The organism is Arthrobacter bambusae, from assembly GCF_022606295.1.
Taxonomy (GTDB): Bacteria; Actinomycetota; Actinomycetes; order Actinomycetales; family Micrococcaceae; genus Arthrobacter; species Arthrobacter bambusae_A.
On sequence record NZ_JAHHZS010000038.1, the window covers coordinates 1 to 24777 of the forward strand.

Genomic DNA, 24777 nt, shown 5'->3' on the forward strand with positions numbered 1-24777 from the left:
TTGGGTGGGCGGGCAGGGGGGATCAGTCGAGCTCGAGCTGCCACCGGAATGCATCCGCCCAGTCCGAAACCGGCCACGAAGCGGAAGACGCAGAACCAGACGATGTCCGGGGCGAGGACGCCCAGCACCGTGAAGATGGAGAGCACCAGAAGGGTCGCGGTGAAGGCCCGCTTCCGGCCGATCGTGTCCGCGATGGTGCCCCAGGCGAAGGCACCCAAAGCCATGCCGATCAGGCTGGCGGTGCCGATCCATCCGGCGTGGGCGGGTTGGAGGGACCAACGCTTGGAAAGCAGCGGAACAAGGATGCCGTTGAGGGTGACGTCCCAAGCATCGAACATGTTGCCGAGGCCGCCGATCAGGAAGATCCTGCCCTGGACCTTCCACCTCCACGGCAGCTCCTGGACAACTTGTTCGCCGCTCGGGACGGTCGTATAAGTATTCATTTCCCCTTCTGGGGAAACTCTATCCGTGCTTCTGGATCGCCTTCCGCAGGAAGCCGCCGGCCTCATCCAAAGCGCTCTTCGCCTGCGCCGGATCGATCCCCGTGAGCACCACCAGGATGGCCGCCTTGACCGATCCACCCACCGAATCCAGCGCGCGAATCGCCGTCTCAGCGTCCACGCCGGTGGCGTGTTGGATGGTCCGTTGGGACCTGGCGAGGAGTTTGTTGTTGGTGGCACGCAGATCGACCATGAGGTTTCCGTAGGTCTTCCCGAGCTTGACCATGGCGAGCGTGCTGATCATGTTGAGGACGAGCTTTTGGGCGGTCCCCGCCTTAAGCCGCGTGGAACCGGCAACGAACTCGGGACCGACGACAACGTCGATCGCCACGTCCGCGAGTTTGCTGATCGGTGAGTCGTGGTTGCAGGCGAGCGATGCCGTGAAGGCGCCGCGGCTGCGGGCCTCCTCGAGGGCGCCGATCACGTACGGCGTGCGTCCCGAAGCTGATATTCCGACGACGGCGTCCGCCTCGGTCACGCTGATGTCGTGCAGGTCCCGGGCCCCGGCCGTGGCGTTGTCCTCGGCGTACTCCACCGGTTTCTGGATGGCCTGGGTGCCGCCAGCGATGATCCCGACGACGAGGCCCGGGGGAGTGCCGAAGGTGGGCGGGCATTCGCTCGCGTCCAATACCCCGAGCCGTCCGGCCGTTCCGGCGCCGACGTAGAGCAGCCGGCCTCCGCGGGCGAGGCGTTCCGCAACGGCGTCGACCACTGCGGCGATCTGCCCGCTGGCTTGCTCGACGGCGGCCGGGACGCCGCGGTTTTGCCCGTTCATGGCGGCGACGAGCTCGGCCGTGCCCATGGTGTCCAATTCACTGAGCGCGGGCGATGCCGCTTCGGTTTGGAGGCCCGCGAGCTCGGAACGGAGTTCCTCGAGCGGGTCCGGGGAGCCGGGAGGAGCTGTTGCGTCAGGCTGTTCCGTCACGGTGAATGTACCTTTCCTGGAGGAGCCCGCGGCGGTTCGCTGCGAGGGCGGCCCCGTCCATGCCATCGCCGAGTGCCGCAACCACCTCAATCCCAGCCGAAGCGAGGGCGTTGTGCAAGAGCCGGGCGAAGAACTCCGATTTCACGACGCCGCCAACGAGTGCCACCTGCTTGGTGTCGCCTGAGGCAAGGGTCACGGTGTTCGTGAGGAGTCGGCAGGCTTCATCCACAATGCCGCGTGCGACGGCGTCTCCCGCCTCCATTTCGTCCAGCACCGCGGGGGCGAAACGCGCCATCGTCCGGGCCGGGTTGCCGGATTCGGCGAGCCATGCCGGAAGCTGCGCGGGCGAGCCGATCAGCCCGGCAGCTGCACCGAGCAACGACGTGGCAGGGCCGCCGTCGTGCGCTTGAAGTGCGGCCTGGAGACCCTGCTGGCCGATCCACCGGCCGCTTCCGCGATCACCCAACAGCGGTCCCCAACCGTCGGCGCGGTGGAGGGTCCCGGCGTCGTCGAAGCGGAAGGCAACCGCACCCGTGCCCACAATCAGCACCGTTCCCGGTGCGCCGTCCAAGGCGCCGAGTTGCGCCGCGGTGGCATCCGAGAGAACCGCGGCCGGGACCTTGAAGCTCTCGGAAAGGAGGACGGCGAGTTCGTGGGAGTTCTCCGCCGAAGCCTCAACCCCGGCAACGGCCGCGCCGATTCCACACAAGGAACCTTCAGGGAATGCTGCCGGAAGCCCTCGCGGCAGCATGCCTGCAGTGTCCGCGAGCAGTTGGAAGGCGAGCCGGGCGCCGTTGTCCATGCCCAGGCCGGGGAAGCCGTGCTGGTCCGCCGAGCCCAACACCTCGTCGCCCTGCCTAAGCTCGATCCTGCATCGGCTCTTGCCGACGTCGGCCACCAAAATCACATCCGCGGATTCCATGGCCCAACCATATGTTGCGGGCGCCGCCACGTCTCGAACGACGAAGAGGAGCCACAACACGATAAACTCGTCCGTATCCCCAGCAACCGCGGAATCCCGCGATATAAGACGGAGACTTTTGTGAGCTTGACGCAGCTTGACCGTGTTCCCATCCGCCGTGCACTGATCTCGGTTTACGACAAGACGGGACTGGAGGAACTCGCGAAGGGCCTGCATGCAGCAGGAGTCGCCATCGTCTCCACCGGTTCCACCGCGAAGAAGATCGCCGCAGCCGGTATTCCGGTCAAGGAAGTCGAAGAAGTCACCGGTTCCCCGGAGATGCTCGACGGCCGGGTCAAGACCCTGCACCCCCGCGTGCACGGCGGCATCCTGGCCGACCGCCGTGTTCCCGCGCACATGGAAACGCTGGCCAAGATGGAGATCGAGCCCTTCGACCTCGTCGTGGTCAACCTCTACCCCTTCGTGGAGACCGTCCGCTCCGGCGCCGCGCAGGACGACGTCGTCGAGCAGATCGACATCGGAGGCCCCGCCATGGTGCGTTCGGCCGCCAAGAACCATGCCGCCGTCGCGATCGTTGTGGACCCGAACTTCTACGGCGCCGTGGTGGAAGCTGCAGCCGCTGGTGGCTTCGACTTGAAGACGCGCCGCCGCCTGGCCGCGAAGGCCTTCGCTCACACCGCGACCTACGACACCGCCGTCGCCACCTGGACTGCCAGCCAGTTCCTCGACGAAGACGGAGACGGCATCATCGATTGGCCCGCGTACGCCGGCCTCGCCCTGGAACGCTCCGAGGTGCTGCGCTACGGCGAAAACCCGCACCAGCAGGCTGCCCTCTACGTGGACAAGGCCGCGCCCGCCGGCATCGCCCAGGCTGACCAGCTGCACGGCAAGGCCATGAGCTACAACAACTTCGTCGACGCCGACGCGGCCCTCCGTGCTGCGTTCGACTTCTCCGAGCCGGCCGTCGCCATCATCAAGCACGCCAACCCGTGCGGCGTGGCCGTTGGTTCCGTCGATGCGGCCGACCCCATCGCCGACGCCCACGCCAAGGCCCACGCTTGCGATCCGGTGTCCGCTTTCGGCGGCGTCATCGCGGCAAACAGCATTGTCACGGCGGGCATGGCGCAGACCGTTGCCGGGATCTTCACGGAGGTTGTCATCGCCCCGGGCTTCGAGCCGGAAGCCGTTGAAATCCTGTCCAAGAAGAAGAACATCCGCCTGCTGGCCCTGCCGGACGGTTACGGCCGCTACCCGACGGAGATCCGCCAGGTCTCGGGCGGCGTCCTCGTCCAGCAAGCCGACAAGGTGGATGCCGACGGCGACAACCCCGCCAACTGGACCCTCGCCGCCGGCCAAGCCGCCGACGACGCCACGCTGGCCGACCTCGCGTTCGCTTGGACCGCTTGCCGGGCCGCCAAGTCCAACGCGATCCTCCTCGCCAACAACGGAGCCGCAGTGGGCATCGGCATGGGCCAGGTCAACCGCCTGGACTCGTGCAAACTGGCCGTTGAGCGCGCCAACACCCTGGGTGTCCAGGTAGAGTCCGACGTCGATGGTGCCGGCGGTGCCTCCAACGTCGGGACGAGCAGCGCTCCCGAGCGTGCCCGCGGCGCCGTGGCCGCTTCCGACGCGTTCTTCCCGTTCGCCGATGGCCTGCAGATCCTGATCGACGCCGGTGTCCGCGCCGTCGTCCAGCCTGGTGGCTCAGTGCGCGACGAGGAAGTGATTGCCGCAGCCAACGCCGCCGGCATCACGATGTACTTCACCGGGGCAAGGCACTTCTTCCACTAGGTCCATTCCCTGGGTCCGGGTGCTCCACCTGATCCGCCCTCTCCGCTCGTTCCACTCGTTCTACCAAAAAATGGACATGTCCTCCCTTCCCGGATGGACATGTCCATTTTTAGTGGTCAGGACTGGGCATATTCGCAATATGTCCAGTCCTGGGAGCGAACGGGGGGCATGTCCCCTGCGCTCGGGTGGGGTTGGGGTGCCGGGGAGGTTACGGGGCGGTGGACGCCGTCTGGTAGGTGCCTTGGATGACTGAGCCCCAGTACGGGCCGTACATGTTGGTGGAGTTGCTGCCGTAGCCGTAGCTGTTCACCGAGTTCTGGTATCCGGCGGAGCTGGTTCCCGTGAACCATGGGCCGCCGGAGGAACCGCCCGTCATGTTGCACGGGATTCCCTGAGTGTTGTACTGGGGGTTGTAGGGATCGTTGACGGCCGTGCCGGAGCAGCTCATGAGTGACTCTCCGGTGAAGGGAGCCGCCGCGGGGTAACCGAACGACTTGTATGCGAGTCCGCGGGCGGCATTGAACTGGACTCCTGAGGCACCCACGACGTCAGCGAGCTTTTGGCCATTGAGGGGGTTCATGACGGCGAATCCGGTGTCGTACTGCATGGCTCCACTCGAGGACCACTGGCTGGTGGTGTACAGCGCCTTGGCCGTCCACTTTCCGTAGGGCGCCGCGCCGTTCTGGTAGGCAGGAACAAACGTGAAGTTGCTCGCGAACGCCCCGGGGCCTTCGTTGAGGCAGTGGCCGGCCGTGGACACTGTGCTCCGGTTGGCCGAGGTGATGGAGTTTCCGGAGCAGACATAATTCACGCCGCCGAGAGTGAAGAACACCTTCCCGATGTGCGGGACGGGAGCTTCACCGCCATTGGCTTTGCGGTCCACGGCCGGGGACGGCGTTGCCGGGCTGGCGGCTTGCTGCCCTTCGATGGTGGTCAGGGCGCTCCCCAGGCCCGGAAAAACCTGATCGGGAGAAACCGGGAGGTCGGCAAGTCCGAGTGCGGCTTGTGCCCGCGTGAGAGCCTTGGTCGCCAGGACGTCGCCGGAGACGGCGTTCTTCATCCGCTCAGGAGTCCAATAGTCAGCAGTGTTGCCGTCCGACGCCGGATTGCTGCTGACGGTCGACGCATCGGCGCCGTGGCTTGTGGACGGAGCCGCAGAAGCTCCGCTGCCGGCGCCCAGCGAAAGCAGGGCGGCGGCAGTCAGGCTGAGCAGGCTTGTGGCCAGGGTCTTGGTTCTCGTCACAGTTGTCCTAGATATCGGGGGAGAGGCGGCCGGTTTTGTGGTGGCCGCGTGGACTGACGGAACCGAAACTACCCAAGTCGTGACAAGGATGTAAAGGGATTGTGAGATTTGACTTTCGTTTTGACAAGAAGCGAATTCTGCCCTATTTCCGGGAGGCCGGAAGGCCTAGGATCCGGACGCCAGCTCGTAGGCATCCCGGATAACGGAGCCCCAGTAAGGACCGTAGATCACGGCCGGGCCGCCGGGGTAACCGTAGCTCGTAATGGAGTTTTGGTAGGAATCCCGTTCGGAGTCGACCATCCAAGGTCCGCCCGATGAGCCACCGGTCATATCGCAGGGAATGCCCTGTGCCTTGAACTGGGGGTTGATGGGATCCTTGGTTGCGTCGCCGGAACAGCTCTTCAACGATTGGCCGTCGAACGGCGGAGCAGCAGGGTAGCCGAAGGCTTCATAGCTGAGTCCCCGGTCCTGGTTGAACTCCACGCCCGACGCCCCAACGACGTCGGCCAGGTGTTTGCCGTTGACGGTGGCAGTGACCGCGAAGCCTGTGTCATAGCGGATGTCGCCCGTGGTGCGCCACTGGGGTGTCGTGTACAGGGCTTTGGCCGGCCAGATGCCGAATGGAGCCTTGCCGTTGAGATAGGCCGGTACGAAGATGAAGTTCTTCACGAATGCTCCCGGACCCTCGTTGACACAGTGGCCAGCGGTCGCCACCGTGCTGTCGTTATCCGACACGACGACGTTGCCGGAGCAGACATATGCGAAGGCACCCATGGTGAAGAAGACCTTGCCGACGTGGTCAATGGGGTCTTCGTCTTGATGCAGGCTCCCGTTGCTGCCCTTGGCGCTCGCGATTTTCACGGGCGGCCCGGTTTCGACTGCGGCAGCGGCGGTGCTCGATGCGCCCGCTCTTGCGAGGGCCTTGCCTGCGAGGACGTCGCCGGGGATTGCTGCTTGCATCCGTTCGGGAGTCCAGTACCCGGTGGGGTCGGTGTTTGTTGTCGCCAGACTGACGAGCTGCTGCGTCCCAGGCGCTGCGAAGCTCGAAACCGCATTGAAAGGCGTTGCGGCTGCCGCCCCTCCAGCGGCACAGAGGGTCAAAACGGCGGAGGTAAGGAGGCTCAGGAGACCAGTGATGGGGAGTGATTTCTTTGTCATGATTGTCCTGCCAATCGTTTGGCGGCCACGTGACGTCGGCCACAGTTTGACCCAATGAACCTACTCCGATTTGTCGCTGAGGTACATAAGGTTCGGCGAGGTATGACGTGGTAAAGGTCCCAAGAATCCGTCCCGGTACGCGCCAATCCGGCCCCCTCAGGTAAGTTAGAGATGTTGAAATCTGCAGACTTTCAGGGAGATGCCCCGCCAATGGCAAAGATTATCTATACCCACACTGACGAAGCGCCGATGCTGGCGACATACTCGTTCCTGCCGATTGTGGAAGCTTTCGCCTCAACGGCCGGCGTGGAGGTCGAAACCCGCGACATTTCGCTGGCCGGCCGAATCATCGCCGTCTTCGGTGACTACCTGACTGAAGAGCAGCGGATCAGTGACGCACTCGCCGAACTGGGTGAACTGGCAAAGAAACCCGAAGCGAACATCATCAAGCTCCCCAACATCAGCGCCTCCGTCCCGCAGCTGAAGGCAGCCATTGCCGAGCTCCAAGGGCAGGGCTACGCGCTTCCGGACTACCCGGACAACCCCTCCTCTGACGAAGAGACGGACATCCGATCGCGCTACGACAAGATCAAGGGCTCGGCCGTGAACCCGGTCCTGCGTGAAGGCAACTCGGACCGCCGCGCGCCCCTGTCGGTGAAGAACTACGCCCGCCAGAACCCGCATTCCATGGGTGCCTGGAGCGCGGACTCCAAGACCAACGTCGCGCACATGACGGCGGACGATTTCCGCTCCAACGAGAAGTCCGTGGTCATCCCCGCAGATGACACCGTCAAGATCCAGATTGTCCGCGAGGACGGCACCGTCAAGGTCCTCAAGCCGGCTTTCCCCGTGCTCGCCGGTGAAGTAGTGGACGGCACCGTGCTGCGCGCGGCCGCCTTGGACGAGTTCCTGGCCGCCCAGGTGGTTCGTGCCAAGGAAGAGGGCGTGCTGTTCTCGGCACACCTGAAGGCCACCATGATGAAGGTCTCCGACCCGATCATCTTCGGCCACGTCGTCAAGGCGTACTTCTCGGAGCTTTTCAACACCTACGGCAAGCAGATCGCTGCTGCCGGACTGAGTGCCAACAACGGCCTGGCTTCCATCCTCAACGGCCTCGAAGAACTCCCCGAGGACGTTCGCGAAGGCATCAAGGCGGCCATCAAGAAGGGCCTGGAAGACGGCCCGGCACTGGCCATGGTCGACTCCGACAAGGGCATCACCAACCTCCACGTTCCCAGCGACATCATCGTTGACGCCTCGATGCCGGCAATGATCCGCAGCTCCGGCCACATGTGGGGACCGGACGGCAAGGAGCACGACACCCTCGCCGTCATCCCGGACAGCTGTTACGCGGATGTCTACCAAGTGGTCATCGATGACTGCCGTGCCCACGGCGCCTTCGATCCCACCACCATGGGTACGGTTCCGAACGTCGGCCTGATGGCACAAGCCGCCGAAGAATACGGCAGCCACAATAAGACCTTCGAAGTTGAGTACGCGGGAACCATGCAGGTTGTGGATTCCTCTGGAACCGTGCTGATCGAACACCAGGTCTCCCCGGGTGACATCTGGCGCGCCTGCCAGACCAAGGACGTGCCGATCCGCGACTGGGTCAAGCTCGCTGTGACCCGCGCCCGCGCTTCCAAGATGCCGGCTGTCTTCTGGCTCGACGAAACCCGCGCCCACGACGCCCAGCTGATCGGCAAGGTCAAGGAATACCTGAAGGACCACGACACCGAGGGCCTTCAGATCGAAATCATGTCCCCGGAGAAGGCCACCGCGTTCACGCTCGAGCGGATCCGCAAGGGCGAAGACACCATCTCGGTGACCGGAAACGTGCTGCGTGACTACCTCACCGACCTGTTCCCGATCCTGGAACTCGGCACCAGCGCCAAGATGCTCTCCGTGGTCCCGCTGATCAATGGCGGCGGCCTCTTCGAGACCGGTGCCGGCGGATCGGCTCCGAAGCACGTCCAGCAGCTCCTGCAGGAAAACCACCTGCGCTGGGACAGCCTGGGTGAGTTCCTCGCATTGGCAGTTAGCTTCGAGCACCTCGCCACTACCACCGGGAACGCGCGGGCCCAGGTCCTCGCCGACACACTCGACCGCGCCACGGGCACGTTCCTCCTGGATAACAAGTCCCCGAAGCGCAAGGTGGGCGAACTCGACAACCGAGGCAGCCACTACTACCTCGCGAAGTACTGGGCGCAGGAACTGGCCCAGCAGAGCGACGACGCCGAGCTCGCAGCGGCGTTCTCCGCCGTCGCCGGGGCCCTGACGTCCAATGAGGACACCATCATCGCCGAGCTGCTCGCAGTCCAGGGTTCGCCTGCCGACATCGGCGGCTACTACCGCCCCGACGCCGCCAAGGCAGAGGCCGTGATGCGTCCCTCCGCAAAGCTCAACGAGGTTGTCGCGACGCTGAACTAGGCGCCCGCCCCACCCAACTGACTCGCAGTTGTTGTCGTTTTGAGAGCTCAGAACGACAACAACTGCGAGTCAGTTGCGTTTAAGCGCGGCGGAAGCGGCGCGGCGCGTCTATCCCGTCGACAAGATCGGCAAGTACGCGGCCAATTGCCGGGGTGAACTTGAATCCGTGCCCGGAGAACCCGGCCCCGACCACCAGCGGTCCAAAACGGTCGAGCACGAAGTCTTCGTTGGCCGTGCTCGTGTAGGTGCAGCTGATGGGAACCGCCGATTCGGCGTCGACCCCTGGCAGCCATTCACGAGCGTAGCGGCGGAGGGCCTCCAGCTGGACCGGCTCGGGTTGGAACGTGCGGGCATCAGGATCGGTGACCGGTCCTACGCCATGCCACCCCGCCTTGACCCCTTCGTCCGGTGTGAGCATCCCATAGACGGGGCTGTACCAATAGTCGTCGCGGGGATCACCGGGGTCCGGTGCGTGGTTGAAACTCGGCCAGGACTGGGAATCATCGATGGGCGTGAAATGGGCAGGTTGCTCCTGGGTGACTACCAGGCGGGGGAGGGGCACCTGCGTCCCGACAAGCTTGCTGGTCCAGGCGCCCGCCGTGATGACAACCCGGCGCGCGGTGATCTCCAGCGAATCAGTCACGACGACGGCGCAATCGTCGCGGAGGACACGGATGTCGCGAACCGGTGTGGAATACGTGAAGCGAGCACCGTGCGCCTCAGCTGATGCGCGCAGCGCCCTGAGGGCCTCGGCCGCACGGACCCGGCCCGAGTCCGGCACAAACAGAACATCGCTTCGGAAGACCATGCCCTGCCAGCGGTCTGACGCCTCCTTTGCGGAGATGAAGTGGCTTGCGATGCCCCGCTGTGCGTGCGCGGTGCGAACTTCCCGGAGCCGGGCAATATTTCCGTGGTTGGCCAGACCCACAAGATCCAACAGTTGCATTTCGGTCTCCTCTGCGAGCCCGTCCCAGAGGTCCCTGGCCTCGCTGACCAGGGCGAGATAGGCGTCCTCCGCGTAGGCCGTGTTGAAGTTGCGCGTTGCACCGTGGGAAGCGCCCACATGGTGCCCCTCTTCAAACTGCTCTAGGAGAACCACCGATCGCCCCCTGAGTGCGAGCTGCCTGGCCGCAGCAGATCCCATTGCGCCTCCGCCGACTACGACGACGTCAACATCCATACCGGCTTCACCCATCCCGTCCGGGCCTCCCAGCGAGGCCCACCGCAGTTTCCATTCTGCCGTGGACGGAGCGCCCGTTTTTGAGCTGCGCCATCCGCATGGAAGATTGGACCGGGTGAAACTCCTCCTTCCTTCGCAGACATCGTCCTCGCGCGGCATCGCGTTTTTGAGGATCGTGTTCGGCGGCCTTCTGCTGCTGCATGGAGTCCAGAAGCTCCTGGCCGGGCAGCCTGCGTTCGAGGCAACCATCGCCGCGATGGGTGTCCAAAAAGCGGAACTGATGTCCTGGCTGGTCATCTGGGGTGAAACCGGGCTGGGTGCACTTTTGGTGCTCGGCGCCCTGACCAGGGTGGCTGGCTTCCTGGCAGCGCTCATGTACGCCGGGATCTGGTTTGTCACCGAATCAGGCAAGCCGCTGCTGAGCGATAGTCCCGGAATCAACGCCGAGCTGCTGATTCTGTATATCGCGTTGGCGTTGGCGTTTGCCTTCATCGGCTCCGGGGCGCTTTCGGTGGACCGGAAACTGTTTGCCGGGAAGCCGGCCCGAAAGCCACGGCGCTAGGCGCCCTTAGCGCCGACCCGTCTGGAGACCCGCCCGGGCCATGGCGTCCGCGTAGGAGCGGCCCATTTCGATCAGCCATTCAGTCTGGCGTTCCTTGGAACCGGCGAAAGCGCGACCGTGCAGCGAGCGGGCCTTGTAGACCTTCAAGCCGCGGCGCCAGATCAGCTGGTTGTCCGTCTTGAGAAGCATCTGCGCCAGGCGGTTGGCTTCTGTTCCATGGGCAACGATCGCCGAGGCGCGCGGAACGAGTTTGAGGAAAGCGATGAGCGGCTTGAGGCCTGCTGCGACCTGCTCGGGAGTCAGCTTTCCGTTCGCCTCGCCGGGAGTGAACCACGGGTGGGTGTTCCACGGCATCATCCATTCGGGACGCAGGCCGAGCTGGAACTGCAGGCCCAGCAGGCGTGTGGCAGCGGCGTCGTCGCCGGCCCAGACAACCCCCCGTGGGGAGGCCTCGCTCGTGTTGGAAAACAGGGTGACAATCCGGCAATCCTCCACTGAATGCATCGGATCCACATAGGGGACCTCGAAGCCCGGGCGGAGCTTGCGGAGGAATTCCACATGCTGGTTGACCGCGGCGATGTGCGGGGCGAAGAAGGGGCTGTCCGGAACCCCGGGCGTCACGGATTGTTCCGCGGGAGCCGCTTCGGAGCTTGCCGGCTCGACGGCGGCTGGTTCGACGGCGGCTGGTTCGACGGCGGCGACAGTCGGCGTCTCGACAACAAGGCCCGGCTCGACGACGGCGGCCGGTTCGACGGCGGGAGCGGCCGCGGGTACCACCCTGCGGGTAATGACCGGACTGGCCTTGGGCAACGACGTCGACGACGCCTTCTTCGGCGTGGCCGCCTTTAGGGAAGTGGCCTTTGGAGCATCTTTCTTGGCCGGGGTCTTCTTTTCGGCCTTGGCCGGTGCATCGAAGTCATCCTCGTCGTCGAACAAGCCATCGAAGAGCTTGTCGAGCTCGTCGTAGCCGTTTCCGTAGTCGTCGTCGAGCTCGGGGCCGCGCCCGAAACCTTCCTCGTAGCGCGAGTCCAGTTCGGTGCGGTAATCCTCGTCGTGGACGTCGAAATAGTCAGGTTCGGCCAATGCGGTCATGAGAGCGGGGATCTCCTGGGGTCGGGCAAGGACCGGTACCGGGCGCGTGGGGGCACGTCCGTTTCCGGGCCAGTTGATGGGAGGCTCTCCGGGGCGACCGGTTGAGCCTTTAGATCTTAGCAAGCCCCAGGTGTTCTGATGTCCTTCCGGCGTTCATCTGACTCGGTATGTCGCTCGGCGTCAGCGCTCAAACATGGATGACGAATTGAGCAAGCGCCGCGGCCGCTATGAAACTTGCGGAGAACGTGATTGTCGCCACAATGACCGTGCGCCAGTTGAGTGTCTTCAGCGCGTTGATGTCGCGTCCAACGTTCATGCCGAGCAGGGCGATCGAGCCGAGGCCCACGTAGAGCGGGTCAAGGTTGTGGGTGAAGGAGACGATCATGCCGCTGAAAGGAAGGATCGGAGCCGTCGCCAAGGTGGCGAGGGCAAGGACCCATACGCTGGACGGCACGGCCGGCACGTACTTGGCGAGGACGAACGCCACCGCGCACCGTCCTGGAGCAGCTTGCGGATTCCGGCTTGTTGGAGACCCGGCTCCTCATCCCGCATGGAGTTGTCATCGACGGCACGGACCCGTCGTCCAGCGCAGGGGGAGGGCCCTTGGATGTGTTGGCCCGGCATGGCGTCAGCATCATCCACTGCCCCCTGACGTCGTTCCATTACTCAGGCATGCTCAAGTCCTTTGACGCGTTCGCAGCCGCCGGGGTCAACATGTGCCTGGGAACGGATTCGTTCCCGCCGGACCTGGTCAAGGGCATCGACGTCGGCACGCACCTGGCCCGTATCGCAGAGGGCCGCCGGGCCGCCGGCGCGGTGTCTGGGTTCTTTGATGCTGCCACGCTGGGCGGCGCCAGGGCGTTAGGCCGCGACGACCTGGGGCGCCTGTGTCCGGGCGCCCAAGCGGACATCATGGTCGCCTCACTGGGTGACTTCCGCGACGGGGTGGTGGAAGATCCACTGCGCACGCTGATCCTCAACGGCTCGGCACGCAACGTCACCGACACCTACGTCGCCGGCCGCCCAGTGGTTGTGGACGGCTCGCTCCCAGGCATCGACCTGGGCGAGCTACGCGCCGAGGGGCAGCGGGTTTTCGGACAGATGGTGCACGCCTACGGCGAACGCGACTACCGGCGTCGCGATGCGTCCGAGCTGTTTCCCCCGGTCTATGCCCCGGCGGCGGTCCTGATTCATGACTCGACGGCGTAACGCACCGTACGGTCCGGATTTCCTTGGGGTGCCACGCATAAGCTCTTCCGCGGGGCGGTTAGCCCTGCGGAGGAGCCGGGAACGGGCCCCATCCGGTGAGGTGGCGCAGCCCGAGCCGGTGACTATGCGGGAATGGCTGCCCGGATCTTCCGGCTGCCCACCATCACGATGAGTCCAAGGAGCAGCAGAGCCGCCCCGAACAGCAACCACAAGCCATTGAAGCCAGTGCTAGCGAGAACAGCCGTTTCAGCGCCAACCGCAATCGCTGCAGTAGCTGAGGCAGCGCCGGCCTGCACTTCAGTCCCGGTCGAAGGAACCGAGGCGGCAGGAGCAACGAAGCCTTGGGCATCGCTCGGCGCGTTCACGAACGGCGGGTCGACAACCCCCGGGGTGACCGTCGGCGGGTTGACCACGGGCGGTGTCACTGCCGAACGGTTGACGACGCCGGTCGGCAGCCCTAGGCCAACCGAAACCGTGCCGCTCGTCAGCGGGAGGTCCAAAGCTGCTGTGAGTCCCGTGCCCGAGATGATGCCGGTACCTGTAGGTACGGAACCGAGCAGGTTCAGCGAGGTATCACCCACGGTGGCGAGTCCGGTGCCCGGTGCTGTGGCGCCGGTGTTTCCGGTCCCTCCGGTGGTGCCGGTCGGCGTGCTGAGGACGTTGACGGAGGTATCACCCACGGTGGCGAGTCCGGTGCCCGGTACCGTGGCTCCGGTGGTTCCGGTCCCTCCGGTGGTGCCGGTCGGCGTGCTGAGGACGTTGACGGAGGTGTCGCCGACGGTGGCGAGTCCGGTGCCGGGTGCCGTGGCGCCGGTGGTTCCGGTCCTTCCAGCGGTGCCGGTCGGCGTCGTGCTGAGGACGTTGACGGAGGTGTCACCGACGGTGGCCAGTCCGGTGCCCGGTGCCGTGGCGCCGGTGTTTCCGGTGGTGCCTGTCGGCGTGGTGCCTGTCGGCGTGGTGCCTGTCGGCGTGGTGCTGAGGACGTTGACGGAGGTGTCACCCACGGTGGCCAGTCCGGTGCCCGGTGCCGTGGCGCCGGTGTTTCCGGTGGTGCCTGTCGGCGTGGTGCTGAGGACGTTGACCGAGGTGTCACCGACGGTGGCCAGACCGGTTGTGGGTGCCGCGGCGCCGGTGGTGCCTGTCGGCGTCGTGCTGAGGACGTTGATGGAGGTGTCGCCCACAGTGACCGGTGCAGTGACCGGCGCGCTGACGGGAATCGTCGCCTGGGTGCCGGAGGCTGTTCCAGGGCCGGAATTGCTCAGAACTGCCAGTGAGGTGGCTCCGATATTAACAGGGACCGATATCGGAGCCACCACCTGGGTTCCGGACGGGACGGCTGCTCCGCCGGAATTGGTCGCCGGGGCCGGAGCCTGGGCGGGAACAGGGGTAGTAGTCGCGGCGCCCGAAAGTATCGAGAGCGACGTCGACCCGAGGTTCACCGGAATGGATACCGGTGCAACGACTTGAGTGCCCGAGGCACTGCCTTGCGCGCTTGTCGTGGCGTCTGCCGCGTTCGCGGCAGTTGCGCCGAGGGCTATCAACCCGCCGGCAAAGAGGGTGCCAAGCAGCCCCTTGCGAATCATGCTGTGCATTGTGTTTTTCTCCTGAATGATTAGTTCCCAAAGGCGCATCGGTCCGCAGGAAACTGCGGGAACGCCCGGATCGGCCGTTTGCCGCGGCCCGGAACGCCTGTCCGGGGAGGCGGCAGAGCTCGGAACTAATCAGGGGAAGAACCGGGGTCAAACGACACCGGAGCCGGAACTCTGCCGGCAGAAGCCGTGGACACGAGTGTCCCGGCCAAGGGGCAAGACATCTTTGTGCCTTCGAGCCATGCAGCTGCAGCCCCCGAAGGATTGCCGGAAAGGACTGCAGATCCGCTAGCAGTATCGCTGCCGCCCGGTGTACCGGGCGGGAACGTCCCGCCTGGTGAGGGCGCGGGCGGATGGTCGGAACCGCTAGCCCTGACCGTTGCCTTCGAAGGTCCCCGGTTCAGGCCCAGCGGACCGCCGTGGCCTGCGAGACCGGGCAACGAAGCCGCGGCATTCTGGGCGAGCGTTGAGGGGGTCTCGGCAACGGGATCAAGAACAGTGGGACCGCCCGCAAGAGCATCGCCCATTACGACGCCATCGGGGAAGTGGAGGGGAGGGGCCATGATGGGGTTCGCGGGGACAACAACCGGAAGACCGCCACCCGGAAGCGTCTCCACCGTGGATCCGACCGCTCCCACGACAGGGGCGACGACGTGGTCAAGCAAGGAACCAGCGCGGTCAACCGCGCTGGCCGCAGGCGATATAACGCCTGCAGTCACGGCACCAACGGTCCCCTGAGGCACGACGGCGCTGATCACGGGAGTGCTTGCCACAAGCTGGTCGACGTTCCGAGCCAGCTGCGGAAGCTCGTTCAGAACAACTTCGGGCACCTGGACCGCTGGTAGCTGGACTGCGGGCACTGGAACGGGCTCCACAGCCCGCGCCGGCATGGACGCGACACTTACCGGAACGGCATCGCCGACGACTCCGGGAAGCCCCCTTCCAGCGTCGTGCACGGCGTTGGAAACTGTGGAGCCCGCTCCGCCTAGAAGGGTGTGGTTGTTCGTGCTTCCGGAATCAGCGTTTGCCGCCGTGGAAGAGAGGGCGATCCAAACGACGGCGCCGGCGCCGGCGAGCATGACGGAGCGGAGAACGTGAAGAACGCGCGACTTACTTTGCTCAGCTTCCATCTCGACACCCCCCAGCGTCAGCTTGGATCGACGATCGCTCCCATCCTAGGCCTCACTAGTTAACTAGTCCAGACGTTGGACGTAAGGATTCGTCAACAAGCTCAGCGGGCGTCGCTGGCGTACCGGATTCCCAACTGGGAGCGGACCCCGTCGAACAGACGCATGGTGTTCAGCGAATCGTCCAAGGGCATCACGGGACTTTCCGTCAGTCCCTGCTGGACACAGCGGGTCACCTCACGGAGCTCGTAGGTGTAGCCGATCCCGACCGCGTCAAAGCGTTCGACCCGCGGTTCGTCCCAGCCGGTCCGAATCAGAAGCTCGCGCGGATTGTTGATGGATCCTTGCGTCTGAAGGAAGCCCTTGGAGCCTGCTACGGACGCCGAGCGCGGCCCGTGGGCCAGCAATGAAGACGTCAGCTGGGCGACGGCGCCGTCGTCGTAAGCCAGCGTGAGCGCATTCTGGGAGTCGACGCCGTCTTCGGTCAAAGTGCCGATCGCGCTGACGGACTGCGGGAAACCGAGGGTGCCCAAGGGCCACAGCAGGGCGTACACCGTGAGGTCCAGGAGGGCTCCGCCACCGTCCGCCGGTGCCCAGATGCGGGCGGCGGGGTCATAGGGGGCGGGGAAACCAAGGTCGGCGCTGACCCACTTGATGTCGCCCAGTTCGCCCGACGCGGCAATGGCGAACGCCCTCTGCATGCTGGGCAGGAACCGACTCCAGACGGCCTCCATCAGGAACAATTTCCGTTCCCGGGCCAAAGCCACGAGCTCCGCAGCCTCACGGCCATTGATGGTTATGGATTTCTCGCACAGAACGTGCTTGCCCGCGTTGAGGGCGTCCCTGACGATCTCGAAATGTTGGGCGTGCGGAGTGGCCACATAGACCACATCGACGGCGTCATCGGCGAGCAGCCGCTGGTAGCCGGGCACACCGCCGTCGTCCCCGTAGGACTTCGTGACCCCATGCGTGGCGGCAAAGGCATCCGCGGATTCCTGGCGCCGAGAGCTCACGGCATACAACTTTGCGTCCTCGAGTTGGGCGAGGTCGCCGCTCACGGTCTTGGCGATCCCTCCTGTGGCGATGATGCCCCAGTTGAGGGCCTTGCCGGTGGCCGCGCGGGGATCCTGGTTCGGCTGGCTGAACAACCACGGCTTGGCGATATGCAGACTCATGCGGCCTATCCTCTCACTCCGCCGCAGGCGTTATACAGCTCACGCTCAAGACGGGAGGACCGGGAACCATGCGGTTCCCGGTCCTCCCGTCCGCTGCGGTTGTCCGAGGAGCCGGTCAGGTCCCCGCAGCCACTCGTGGGCGCACCGTTTCCTCGCTCAATTTGCCTTGCTGAAGCCTGAAGCGGCGTTCGGTCTTCTGCGCCAGGCTCCGGTCGTGCGTGACCACCAGAATGGTGGTGTTGTGGTCCCGGCTCAGCGAACTCAGCAATTCGATGATGTGCTCACCGGTCTGCTCGTCCAGGTTGCCGGTGGGCTCGTCGGCCAGGATGAGCTTGGGCTTGTTGGCCAGCGCCCGGGCAATCGCAACCCGTTGCTGCTCGCCGCCCGAGAGCCTGTTGATCCGCCGGGACTGTTTCTCCGGATCCAGCTGCACTTGCTCCAGGAGGGACCGCGCCCGCTCCAAGCGGGCGGTCTTCCGCATTCCCGCGAACTCCATCGGCAGCATCACATTGTCCACTGCCGAGAGATTGGGGATGAGGTTGAACTGCTGGAAAACGAAGCCGATGTCCCGGCGCCGGTATTCGGTGAGTTTGCCGGCAGGCAGCCCGGCCAGGCTTACGCCATCCACGACGACGTCCCCGCTGGTGGGCTTGTCGAGGGCACCGAGCAGGGAGAGCAGGGTGCTCTTGCCGCTGCCGCTCTTCCCCACGATCGAGGCGAGGGTGCCTTTTTCGAGCTCGAAGCTCACACCGTTGACGGGCTTGATGGTGCGGTCGCCGGACTTGAACTGGCGGACCAGGTCTTTGACTTCAATCATGGCTATTCTCCTCGGAGGACTTCGATGGGACGGATGCGGGCTGTGAGCAGCGCTGGTACCAAGGCACCCACGACGGCGACGCCGAACACTGCGGCGACGCCGGCTGCAATGACGCCGGGGGAGGCGCTCGCCGTCACGGAGGTCAGCAGCTGGGAGGCTCCACCGAAGGGGTTCCCGCCTGGTCCGCCGAAGCCGCCGCCGCCGGGGCCGCGCTGGCTCGCAGTCGACGTCGAGCTGTTGGAACTGATCAAAGCCGATGCGATGCCGCCGCTGGCGAAGGAAGCAATGGCCGCGCCGACGACGCTGCCGAGCGCGACGAGGACGAGGGCTTCGAGCACGAACTGCAAGCCGATGGTCCGGTTGCGTGCGCCGATGGCCTTCAAGACTCCGATCTCACGGCGGCGCTCCCGGACCAGCATGACCATGATGAGCAAGATGATCAGGCCGGCCGTGCCCAGTGCCGCGATGAAGGCCACGAGTGAAATGTTCTTGACGCTGTCCAGTGAACTGACGGCGGTTTGGAGGTTTCGCTGCCCCTGGGTGACGTCGGCCTTGCTGGTGCCCAGGGCGTTTTGAAGGGCGGTCTTGGCTGCGTCGACGTTGTCCATGCTGTTGACGGTGACCACCATGCTGGAGAGCTCGCCCGGAGTCGCCGCGAGGGCCTGCGCCTCGGCGAGTGTCGTGTACACGGCATTGTTGCCGAATGTGGTTCCTGCGTCGAAGATGCCGGCCACGGTGAACGTCCTACCGGCGATGGTGAACGTTGAGCCGGCCTTCAGGTTGTTCTTGGTCGCGAGCGTGGTTCCGACGAGGGCCTTGGTGCTTGCCACGGTGTAGTCGCCCAGGCCGGTCCCGCTCGTGATGTTCAGGGCCTTGCCGGAGGTGTCCACCTCGGCGCCGATACCGGTAGCCGTGATGGGCAGGGAGAACGCCGGCGCGGTTCCGGTGTTTCCCGTGCCTGTGCTGCCCGACCCGGTGCTGCTGCTGGCGTTGTTTCGGGTGCCGAGTGTTCCGGCGTCGATGGCTGCCTGGAGGTTCGTGGTGACGCTCGTGCCCCCGCCGGGACCGCCTCCACCCGGTCCGGCCTGCTGCGTGGTCGTGCCGGTGGTTGAGGTGGATGCCGCGGTTGCGGTCTCGAGCCGCAATGCCTTGGTGCCCACCACGGAGACGACGTTCGGTACGGCAGCCGCCGTCGCGGTCTGGGCCGTGGTGAGCGGCTCGCCGCCGCCGTCGAAGCCCTGCGCGCCGGCGGGGTTGACTGTCAGGACCGTCCCCACGGAGGCGTTGAGCTCCTGGACTTTGCCGCCAACGGCCTGGTTGGCCACGAGCATAGCCAGCGCCAGCCCGATCGCGACGGCCAGCACTGCCACGACGGCCGCGGTTCTTATCTTGTTGCGGAAGGCATTGCCTACACTCCGGGCGAGGACGCTCACGATTCTCCTTAGGGACCCGGCCCGCCCCAGCGGCGCGCCTGCTCACCTAACAGTGCTCACCGCGGCTGTGCGGTTGTGCTGCTGTTCCTATGCGGGGCCTGTGAAGCGATGCGCGACGGCGGATGGAGCCGGACACGACGACGGCGGCCACCCCCGTGAGTGGGGATGGCCGCCGTTGTTGGTGCCTGGATAACAGGTACTACTTCGTGATCGGGCCGAGGATCGGATCGTCCACGTAGGCCGTCTTCACGTTGGCCAGGGTCACGATGACCGGCGGCAGCAGGTATGCCGGTACGGTCTTGACACCGTTGTTGTAGGACTTGGTGTCGTTGATTTCCGGGGTCTTCCCGGACTGGATGTCGTTGACCATGGTGATGGCGTGCTCAACGAGCTTGCGGGTGTCCTTGTTGATGGTGGAGTACTGCTCACCGGCAAGGATGGACTTGACCGACTCAACTTCGGAGTCCTGGCCGGTCACGACCGGAATCGGCTTGCCAGCCGCCTTGACCGAGGTGATGATGGCGCGGGCCAGGGTGTCGTTCGGGGACAGTACGCCGTCCAGCGAAGCGCTGGTGTAGGTACCCGCGAGGAGGGTGTCCATGCGCTTCTGGGCGTTCTCTGCCTTCCAGCCCTGGGTGACTGCCTGCTCGAACGACTTCTGTCCGGAAACCACCTTGAGGGTTCCGTCATCGATCTTCGGCTGCAGGATGCTCATGGCGCCGTCGAAGAAGACCTTCGCGTTGGCGTCATCCGGGGAACCTGCAAACAGCTCGACGTTGTACGGGCCGTTCGGCTTCTTGGCCTTGAGTCCGTCCAGCAGGGCCTGGCCCTGCAGCACGCCGACCTTGAAGTTGTCGTAGGCCACGTAGTAGTCCACGTTGGAGGTGTTCAGGAGCAGGCGGTCGTATGCAATGACCGTTGCGCCGGCGTCCTTGGCCTGCTTGAGCTGCGTACCCAGCTGGGCGCCGTCGATGGCACCGACGATGATGAGCTTGTCACCCTTGGTGATCATGGCGCTGATCTGGTTCTGCTGCTCCGAAACGCCACCGTTGGCGAACTGCACGTCCGGCTTGTACCCTGCGCTCGTGAGCCCGTCGTTGAAGAGCTTCTCTGCGAGGACCCAGTTTTCACTGGTCTTCTGGGGGAGCGCGACGCCGATCGAGGATCCCTTGGGGAATGCCTCGCTGCCGCTTGATGAACCGCCGGAGCTGCCGCTGTCCGCACGGCCGCAGGCCGTCAGCGCCAGTGCCGCGATCGCAGCAACCGCTGCTGCCTTTCCTGCTTTACCAAACATTCGCATATCTTGGTTCGCTTTCTTTGTTGTGGATGGAACAAGTCGTCCCGAAGCCGGTCAGGCTTCCTTGGAGATGGCTTCCCTGGTTGAGGAGGTCTCGTCCGGAGCGTTTTCGCTGCTCCGGCCGAAGTTCTTCATCATCATTCCGATGATCGATTTCTTCCCCTGGGTCTTGTTGTAGACATCGAAGGCGACCGCTGCGAGCAGCACGAGGCCCTTGATGATCTGGGTGAGGTCTGCGCCGACGCCGAGGAGTTGCAGGCCGTTGTTGAGCACAGCCATCACGAGGCCACCGACGATCGAACCGATCACGGTTCCCACGCCGCCGGTGACCGCGGCGCCGCCGATGAAGACGGCCGCGATCGCATCCAGTTCCCAGCCGACGCCGTCGAACGGACCCGAAGCGGTGGAGCGGCCCACGAAGATCATGCCGGCGAGGCCGGCAAGGATGGACATGTTCATCATGACCATGAAGTTGACCTTCTTGGACTGGACTCCGGAAAGCTCGGCCGCGTGGCGGTTGCCGCCGACTGCGTAGATGTGGCGGCCGATGACCGTCTTGGCGGAAATGAAACCGTAGATCAGGACCAGGACGGCCAGGATGAGGCCGGGGATGGGGAACGAGGTGCCGGGGCGGCCCGTGGCGAAGAGGTAGGTCGCGTAGAGGATGGCGGCGCTCACCAGGACGAGCTTGGTGATCATCACCCAGCCTTCTTGTACCTCGGCGCCCAGTGCCTGGGCGGTGCGGCGGGAACGAATCGCACTGAAAATCACGAAGGCGACGGCGATCAGGCCGAGCAGGAGCGTCAGGTTGTTATACCCGGTTTTCGGCCCGACCTCGGGCAGGTAGCCGGAGCCCAGGTACTGGAAGTCTTCGGGCACCGGAACAGTGTTGGACTTGCCGACGAACTGGTTGAATCCGCGGAACAACAGCATGCCCGCGAGGGTCACGATGAAGGCCGGGATGCCGACGTATGCAGTCCAGAATCCTTGCCAGGCCCCGATCAAGGCGCCGAGCAGGAGCCCGAACAGGACTGCCACATACCAGCTCAGATGCCAGTCCCTGATGGCCAAGGCCACCGAGATACCGACGAAGGCGGCCACCGAACCTACTGAAAGGTCGATGTGCCCCGCGATGATGACCAGGACCATGCCGATGGCCAGGATCAGGATGTAGGAGTTGCCGTTGAAGAGGTTGATGACGTTGCCCGGGGTGAGGGTGCGGCCCGAGGTGAAGATCTGGAAGAAGATGACGAGTGCAACCAGGGCGAAGATCATGCCGAATTGGCGGGTGTTGCCACCGAATAGCTTCTTGAGCGCGTTCATTGTTTTGGGTCCTTGTGTCCGTGTGGTTCTGGGGATGACCGGGATCAGGCGGCTTTGCGGCTGGATGTCATGAGCTTCATGAGGCTCTCCTGGCTGGCTTCGTCCTTGTTGAGTACGCCAGTGATGGAGCCCTCGAAGATGGTGTAGATGCGGTCGGAGAGGCCCAGCAGTTCGGGAAGCTCGGAGGAAATCACAATCACGCCCTTCCCTTGGTTGGCCAGCTGCTGGATGATTCCGTAGATCTCGTACTTGGCCCCCACGTCGATTCCACGCGTGGGTTCATCCAGGATGAGAAGGTCCGGATCGGTGAACATCCATTTGGCGAGAACAACCTTTTGCTGGTTTCCGCCCGAGAGCTTCGAGACGCCTTCCTCCACGGACGGCGTCTTGGTGCGCAGGGACTTCCGGTATTGCTCGGCCACCATGAATTCCTTGTTGGTGTCCACAACGATTCCCCGGCTGATCTTCTTCAGGTTGGCAGACACCGTGGTGGTCTTGATGTCGTCCAGGAGGTTCAGTCCCAGGCTCTTGCGGTCTTCCGTGACGTAGCCGAGACCGGCGTCGATCGCCTGGCGGACGCTGCGCATGGTGATCGGCTTGCCGTCTTTGTACACCTGCCCGGAGATAAACCGGCCGTAGGAGTGGCCGAAGACGGACCGGGCAAGCTCGGTGCGGCCGGCGCCCATCAGGCCGGCAAAGCCGACGATTTCGCCGCGGCGCACGTGGAAATTGGAGTTCTTGCAGACCAGGCGGTCCTGGATCTGCGGATGCCCGACGTTCCAGTCTTTGACTTCGAAGAACACCTCACCGATCTTCGGCGTGTGGTCCGGGAAGCGGGACTCGAGCGTCCGCCCGACCATGCCCTTGATGATCCGGTCCTCGTCCACGCCGTCTTCCACCACGTTGAGCGTCTCGATGGACTTGCCATCGCGGATGATGGTGATTTCGTCCGCGATCTGCTCGATCTCATTGAGCTTGTGGGAAATGATGATGGATGTGATGCCCCGGCCCTTGAGGCCGAGGATCAGGTCCAGCAAGTGCTGGGAGTCCGATTCGTTGAGGGCGGCCGTGGGCTCGTCGAGGATGAGCAGCTTGACGGACTTGTTCAGGGCCTTGGCGATTTCCACCAATTGCTGCTTGCCGACACCGATTTCCTTGATGGGGGTGTCCGGGTCCTCGCGCAGGCCGACCCGTGCGAGCAATTCGATGGACCGCTTGCGCGCCTCTGCCCAGTCGATGATGCCGCGACGGACGGGTTCGTTGCCGAGGAAGATGTTTTCCATGATGGACAGCTCGGGGATCAGCGCCAGTTCCTGGTGGATGATCACGATTCCCGCATGTTCGCTGGCCCGGATGTCCTTGAACTGCTGGACTTCCGCCTGGTACACGATGTCGCCGTCGTAGCTGCCGTAGGGGTAAACCCCGGAGAGCACCTTCATCAACGTGGACTTTCCTGCGCCGTTCTCGCCGCAGATCGCGTGGATTTCGCCCACCTTGACCCGGAGGCTAACGTCCGAGAGCGCCTTCACGCCGGGGAATTCCTTGGTGATGGACCGCATCTCGAGGAGAACCGGATCCTGGTGCGTTATGGGGTTCGACATACCCTCGCGCCTCCAATGTTTGACGTCGTTGTCGGCTCGGGGATGGCGAGCCTATCTGATGAGAAAGTAAACTGGATCACACCGCTTGTCGTCAAGACTTGAACGCAAGACGGCGGTAACAGCGTGATAACGAAATGTTCAGGACTGCTTGATTCCGGCGTGCTGGAACACCAAGGCGGCCGCCCCGAGGGCCTCCGCCCGGGCGCCCAGCGAAGACATCGCCAGGTGCGTGGTCTCGCCGATAACGGGCACCGCATGGCGCACGAGGCCGCGCCGGATCGGGTCCAGGAGGATGTCGCCGAGGCCGGCCAAAGGGCCTCCCACCACGATGACTTCCGGGTTTATGAGATTCGCCACATTGCCCAACGCGCGTCCCACCGCGAGTCCCGCGTCGTCCACCACGCGAAGGGTCGCCGGATCCCTCGCCATAGCGTTGCGGACAATGTCCTCGGGTTCGAGGTGCAGCCCCGAGCCCTTTCCGAGCAGCTCGATCATGGTGGAGGTGGAAGCCATCGTTTCCAGGCAGCCCCGGTTGCCGCAGCGGCAGATTGCACCGTATTCGTGGATGGTCGCATGGCCGATCTCTCCCGTGATTCCCACCGCCCCGTAGTACGGTGCGCCATTGATGATGAGGCCCGCTCCGATGCCGGAACCGATCTTGAGGAACATGAGGTTGCCGATCCCGCTGTGTGGCCCCCACGTGACCTCGGAGAGCGCGCCGAGATTGGCGTCGTTGTCAACGTATACGGGAAGATCGAGGGCTTCCTCCAGCCGTTCGAGAATCTGGATCCCCACCCATTCGGGCAGGATGGCACCTTGTGCCACAGTCCCGGAACGGCGGTCGATGGGGCCGGCTATGCCAGCGCCCGCGCCAACCACCGCGCTGCGGTCCACTCCGCTTTCGAGCAGTAGTTTGTCGAGGAGGGCGACGGCGGCGCTGATCCCCTGTTCGGCATGATGGCCAAGGGGGAGGGTGACCGTTTCCTCGACGATGATGTGATAGCCCAGGGAGGCCAGGACTACCCGCAGGTGGCGCCGGCCGAAATCGATCCCGACGGCGACCGCGCCGTTGCTGTTGAGCCTGACGTTCAGTGCCCGGCGTCCGGAGCTGGTGATCGGTTCGGTGGAGACGAGGCCGGCGTCCTGCATGATCTTGACGATGTTGGACACTGTTGCCGTGGATAAGCCGGTCTGCCTGGCCAGCTCGGCTTGTGTGGAAGGGCCGCTCAGCAGGCATTCGATGAGCCGTTGCTGGTTCAAGTGGCGCAGCGCTGATTGCGAGCCGGGGTTTTTGCGGTGGCTCTTCGTCGAGCTGGATGTTGCAGGCATGACATGAAGCGTGCCTCAAATCACAGTTGCAGTCAAGAAGTTAACGCAATGGGGTGAACTTGCGTCGGCATCAT

General features: G+C 64.5%; 21 protein-coding genes. 4 read left to right on the forward strand and 17 right to left on the reverse strand.

The genetic code is table 11. From position 1 onward, the window contains the following. From KNN17_RS19125 to KNN17_RS19135, 3 genes are all read right to left on the reverse strand, one after another. Window positions 1–443: MFS transporter (locus KNN17_RS19125; RefSeq protein WP_241710458.1), on the reverse strand; the 443-nt coding region annotated here is incomplete at its 3' end. A 19-nt stretch (window positions 444–462) separates the two neighbouring features. Beyond that, on the reverse strand, window positions 463–1425 hold the full coding sequence (gene murQ, locus KNN17_RS19130) for an N-acetylmuramic acid 6-phosphate etherase (protein ID WP_241710459.1): 963 nt from the start codon (window positions 1423–1425) through the stop codon (window positions 463–465). Further along, complete coding sequence (locus KNN17_RS19135; RefSeq protein WP_241710460.1) at window positions 1409–2347, reverse strand: N-acetylglucosamine kinase; 939 nt, start codon at window positions 2345–2347, stop codon at window positions 1409–1411. Before KNN17_RS19135 ends, murQ begins: the two co-directional genes overlap by 17 nt. A 120-nt stretch (window positions 2348–2467) precedes the next feature. Between KNN17_RS19135 and purH the strand changes: the two genes are divergently transcribed. Then, a complete protein-coding gene (gene purH / locus KNN17_RS19140; protein WP_241710461.1) occupies window positions 2468–4138 on the forward strand; it encodes a bifunctional phosphoribosylaminoimidazolecarboxamide formyltransferase/IMP cyclohydrolase in 1671 nt (556 codons plus the stop codon). A 208-nt stretch (window positions 4139–4346) separates the two neighbouring features. On the opposite strand, the gene KNN17_RS19145 is transcribed toward purH, so the two are convergent. Both KNN17_RS19145 and KNN17_RS19150 read right to left on the reverse strand, forming a co-directional pair. Next, window positions 4347–5381: a trypsin-like serine peptidase gene (locus KNN17_RS19145; protein WP_241710462.1), complete on the reverse strand. Its 1035-nt coding sequence runs from the start codon at window positions 5379–5381 to the stop codon at window positions 4347–4349. A gap of 165 nt (window positions 5382–5546) precedes the next feature. Further along, window positions 5547–6539, reverse strand: coding sequence for a trypsin-like serine peptidase (locus KNN17_RS19150; RefSeq protein ID WP_241710463.1), 993 nt, complete (start codon window positions 6537–6539; stop codon window positions 5547–5549). A gap of 210 nt (window positions 6540–6749) precedes the next feature. Between KNN17_RS19150 and KNN17_RS19155 the strand changes: the two genes are divergently transcribed. Next, window positions 6750–8969, forward strand: coding sequence for an NADP-dependent isocitrate dehydrogenase (locus KNN17_RS19155; RefSeq protein WP_241710464.1), 2220 nt, complete (start codon window positions 6750–6752; stop codon window positions 8967–8969). A 79-nt stretch (window positions 8970–9048) separates the two neighbouring features. Here the strand turns inward: KNN17_RS19155 and KNN17_RS19160 are convergent, their stop codons facing one another. Continuing rightward, the gene (locus KNN17_RS19160; RefSeq protein ID WP_241710485.1) at window positions 9049–10149 is read right to left on the reverse strand and encodes an FAD-dependent oxidoreductase; all 1101 of its coding nucleotides are present in this window, start codon (window positions 10147–10149) and stop codon (window positions 9049–9051) included. Window positions 10150–10264: 115 nt separating this feature from the next. On the opposite strand from KNN17_RS19160, the gene KNN17_RS19165 reads away from it, so the two are divergent. Next, window positions 10265–10711, forward strand: a complete 447-nt coding sequence (locus KNN17_RS19165; RefSeq protein WP_241710465.1) for a DoxX family protein — start codon at window positions 10265–10267, stop codon at window positions 10709–10711. Between the two features lie 6 nt (window positions 10712–10717). Here the strand turns inward: KNN17_RS19165 and KNN17_RS19170 are convergent, their stop codons facing one another. Further along, on the reverse strand, window positions 10718–11215 hold the full coding sequence (locus tag KNN17_RS19170) for a uracil-DNA glycosylase (protein WP_241710486.1): 498 nt from the start codon (window positions 11213–11215) through the stop codon (window positions 10718–10720). A 775-nt stretch (window positions 11216–11990) separates the two neighbouring features. Next, on the reverse strand, window positions 11991–12290 hold the full coding sequence (locus KNN17_RS19175; protein ID WP_241710466.1) for a hypothetical protein: 300 nt from the start codon (window positions 12288–12290) through the stop codon (window positions 11991–11993). 11 nt (window positions 12291–12301) lie between these two features. On the opposite strand from KNN17_RS19175, the gene KNN17_RS19180 reads away from it, so the two are divergent. Beyond that, window positions 12302–13012 (forward strand): amidohydrolase family protein, encoded by a 711-nt coding sequence (locus tag KNN17_RS19180; RefSeq protein ID WP_274619751.1) that lies wholly within the window; start codon window positions 12302–12304, stop codon window positions 13010–13012. Between the two features lie 122 nt (window positions 13013–13134). On the opposite strand, the gene KNN17_RS19185 is transcribed toward KNN17_RS19180, so the two are convergent. The 9 genes from KNN17_RS19185 to KNN17_RS19225 all read right to left on the reverse strand — a co-directional run bounded on the left by KNN17_RS19185 (window position 13135) and on the right by KNN17_RS19225 (window position 24703). Then, window positions 13135–14604 carry a hypothetical protein gene (locus KNN17_RS19185; protein ID WP_241710468.1) on the reverse strand — a complete coding sequence of 490 codons (1470 nt, stop codon included), beginning with the start codon at window positions 14602–14604 and terminating at the stop codon, window positions 13135–13137. 125 nt (window positions 14605–14729) lie between these two features. Further along, a complete protein-coding gene (locus KNN17_RS19190; protein ID WP_241710469.1) occupies window positions 14730–15731 on the reverse strand; it encodes a hypothetical protein in 1002 nt (333 codons plus the stop codon). A 101-nt stretch (window positions 15732–15832) separates the two neighbouring features. Further along, a complete protein-coding gene (locus KNN17_RS19195) occupies window positions 15833–16903 on the reverse strand; it encodes a Gfo/Idh/MocA family protein (protein WP_241710470.1) in 1071 nt (356 codons plus the stop codon). A 115-nt stretch (window positions 16904–17018) separates the two neighbouring features. After that, window positions 17019–17720: an ABC transporter ATP-binding protein gene (locus KNN17_RS19200; protein ID WP_241710471.1), complete on the reverse strand. Its 702-nt coding sequence runs from the start codon at window positions 17718–17720 to the stop codon at window positions 17019–17021. A gap of 2 nt (window positions 17721–17722) precedes the next feature. After that, window positions 17723–19153, reverse strand: coding sequence for an ABC transporter permease (locus KNN17_RS19205; protein ID WP_241710472.1), 1431 nt, complete (start codon window positions 19151–19153; stop codon window positions 17723–17725). A gap of 199 nt (window positions 19154–19352) precedes the next feature. Further along, complete coding sequence (locus tag KNN17_RS19210) at window positions 19353–20453, reverse strand: substrate-binding domain-containing protein (protein WP_078106011.1); 1101 nt, start codon at window positions 20451–20453, stop codon at window positions 19353–19355. A gap of 51 nt (window positions 20454–20504) precedes the next feature. Beyond that, on the reverse strand, window positions 20505–21773 hold the full coding sequence (gene mmsB, locus KNN17_RS19215; RefSeq protein ID WP_241710473.1) for a multiple monosaccharide ABC transporter permease: 1269 nt from the start codon (window positions 21771–21773) through the stop codon (window positions 20505–20507). A gap of 44 nt (window positions 21774–21817) precedes the next feature. Further along, window positions 21818–23374, reverse strand: coding sequence for a multiple monosaccharide ABC transporter ATP-binding protein (mmsA, locus tag KNN17_RS19220; protein ID WP_241710474.1), 1557 nt, complete (start codon window positions 23372–23374; stop codon window positions 21818–21820). A gap of 138 nt (window positions 23375–23512) precedes the next feature. After that, the gene (locus KNN17_RS19225; RefSeq protein WP_241710475.1) at window positions 23513–24703 is read right to left on the reverse strand and encodes an ROK family transcriptional regulator; all 1191 of its coding nucleotides are present in this window, start codon (window positions 24701–24703) and stop codon (window positions 23513–23515) included. Between the last annotated feature and the right edge of the window lie 74 nt (window positions 24704–24777).

Excerpts from the sequence above, each read along its gene's own strand:
- KNN17_RS19160 (WP_241710485.1), bottom strand. The coding sequence starts at position 10,149 with ATGGATGTTGACGTCGTCGTAGTCGGCGGAGGCGCAATGGGATCTGCT.
- KNN17_RS19135 (WP_241710460.1), bottom strand. The coding sequence starts at position 2,347 with ATGGAATCCGCGGATGTGATTTTGGTGGCCGACGTCGGCAAGAGCCGA.
- KNN17_RS19150 (WP_241710463.1), bottom strand. The coding sequence starts at position 6,539 with ATGACAAAGAAATCACTCCCCATCACTGGTCTCCTGAGCCTCCTTACC.
- KNN17_RS19190 (WP_241710469.1), bottom strand. The coding sequence starts at position 15,731 with ATGGAAGCTGAGCAAAGTAAGTCGCGCGTTCTTCACGTTCTCCGCTCC.
- KNN17_RS19170 (WP_241710486.1), bottom strand. The coding sequence starts at position 11,215 with ATGCATTCAGTGGAGGATTGCCGGATTGTCACCCTGTTTTCCAACACG.
- KNN17_RS19200 (WP_241710471.1), bottom strand. The coding sequence starts at position 17,720 with ATGATTGAAGTCAAAGACCTGGTCCGCCAGTTCAAGTCCGGCGACCGC.
- KNN17_RS19185 (WP_241710468.1), bottom strand. The coding sequence starts at position 14,604 with ATGCACAGCATGATTCGCAAGGGGCTGCTTGGCACCCTCTTTGCCGGC.
- mmsB (WP_241710473.1), bottom strand. The coding sequence starts at position 21,773 with ATGAACGCGCTCAAGAAGCTATTCGGTGGCAACACCCGCCAATTCGGC.
- KNN17_RS19195 (WP_241710470.1), bottom strand. The coding sequence starts at position 16,903 with ATGAGTCTGCATATCGCCAAGCCGTGGTTGTTCAGCCAGCCGAACCAG.
- KNN17_RS19155 (WP_241710464.1), top strand. The coding sequence starts at position 6,750 with ATGGCAAAGATTATCTATACCCACACTGACGAAGCGCCGATGCTGGCG.
- KNN17_RS19225 (WP_241710475.1), bottom strand. The coding sequence starts at position 24,703 with ATGCCTGCAACATCCAGCTCGACGAAGAGCCACCGCAAAAACCCCGGC.
- KNN17_RS19210 (WP_078106011.1), bottom strand. The coding sequence starts at position 20,453 with ATGCGAATGTTTGGTAAAGCAGGAAAGGCAGCAGCGGTTGCTGCGATC.
- mmsA (WP_241710474.1), bottom strand. The coding sequence starts at position 23,374 with ATGTCGAACCCCATAACGCACCAGGATCCGGTTCTCCTCGAGATGCGG.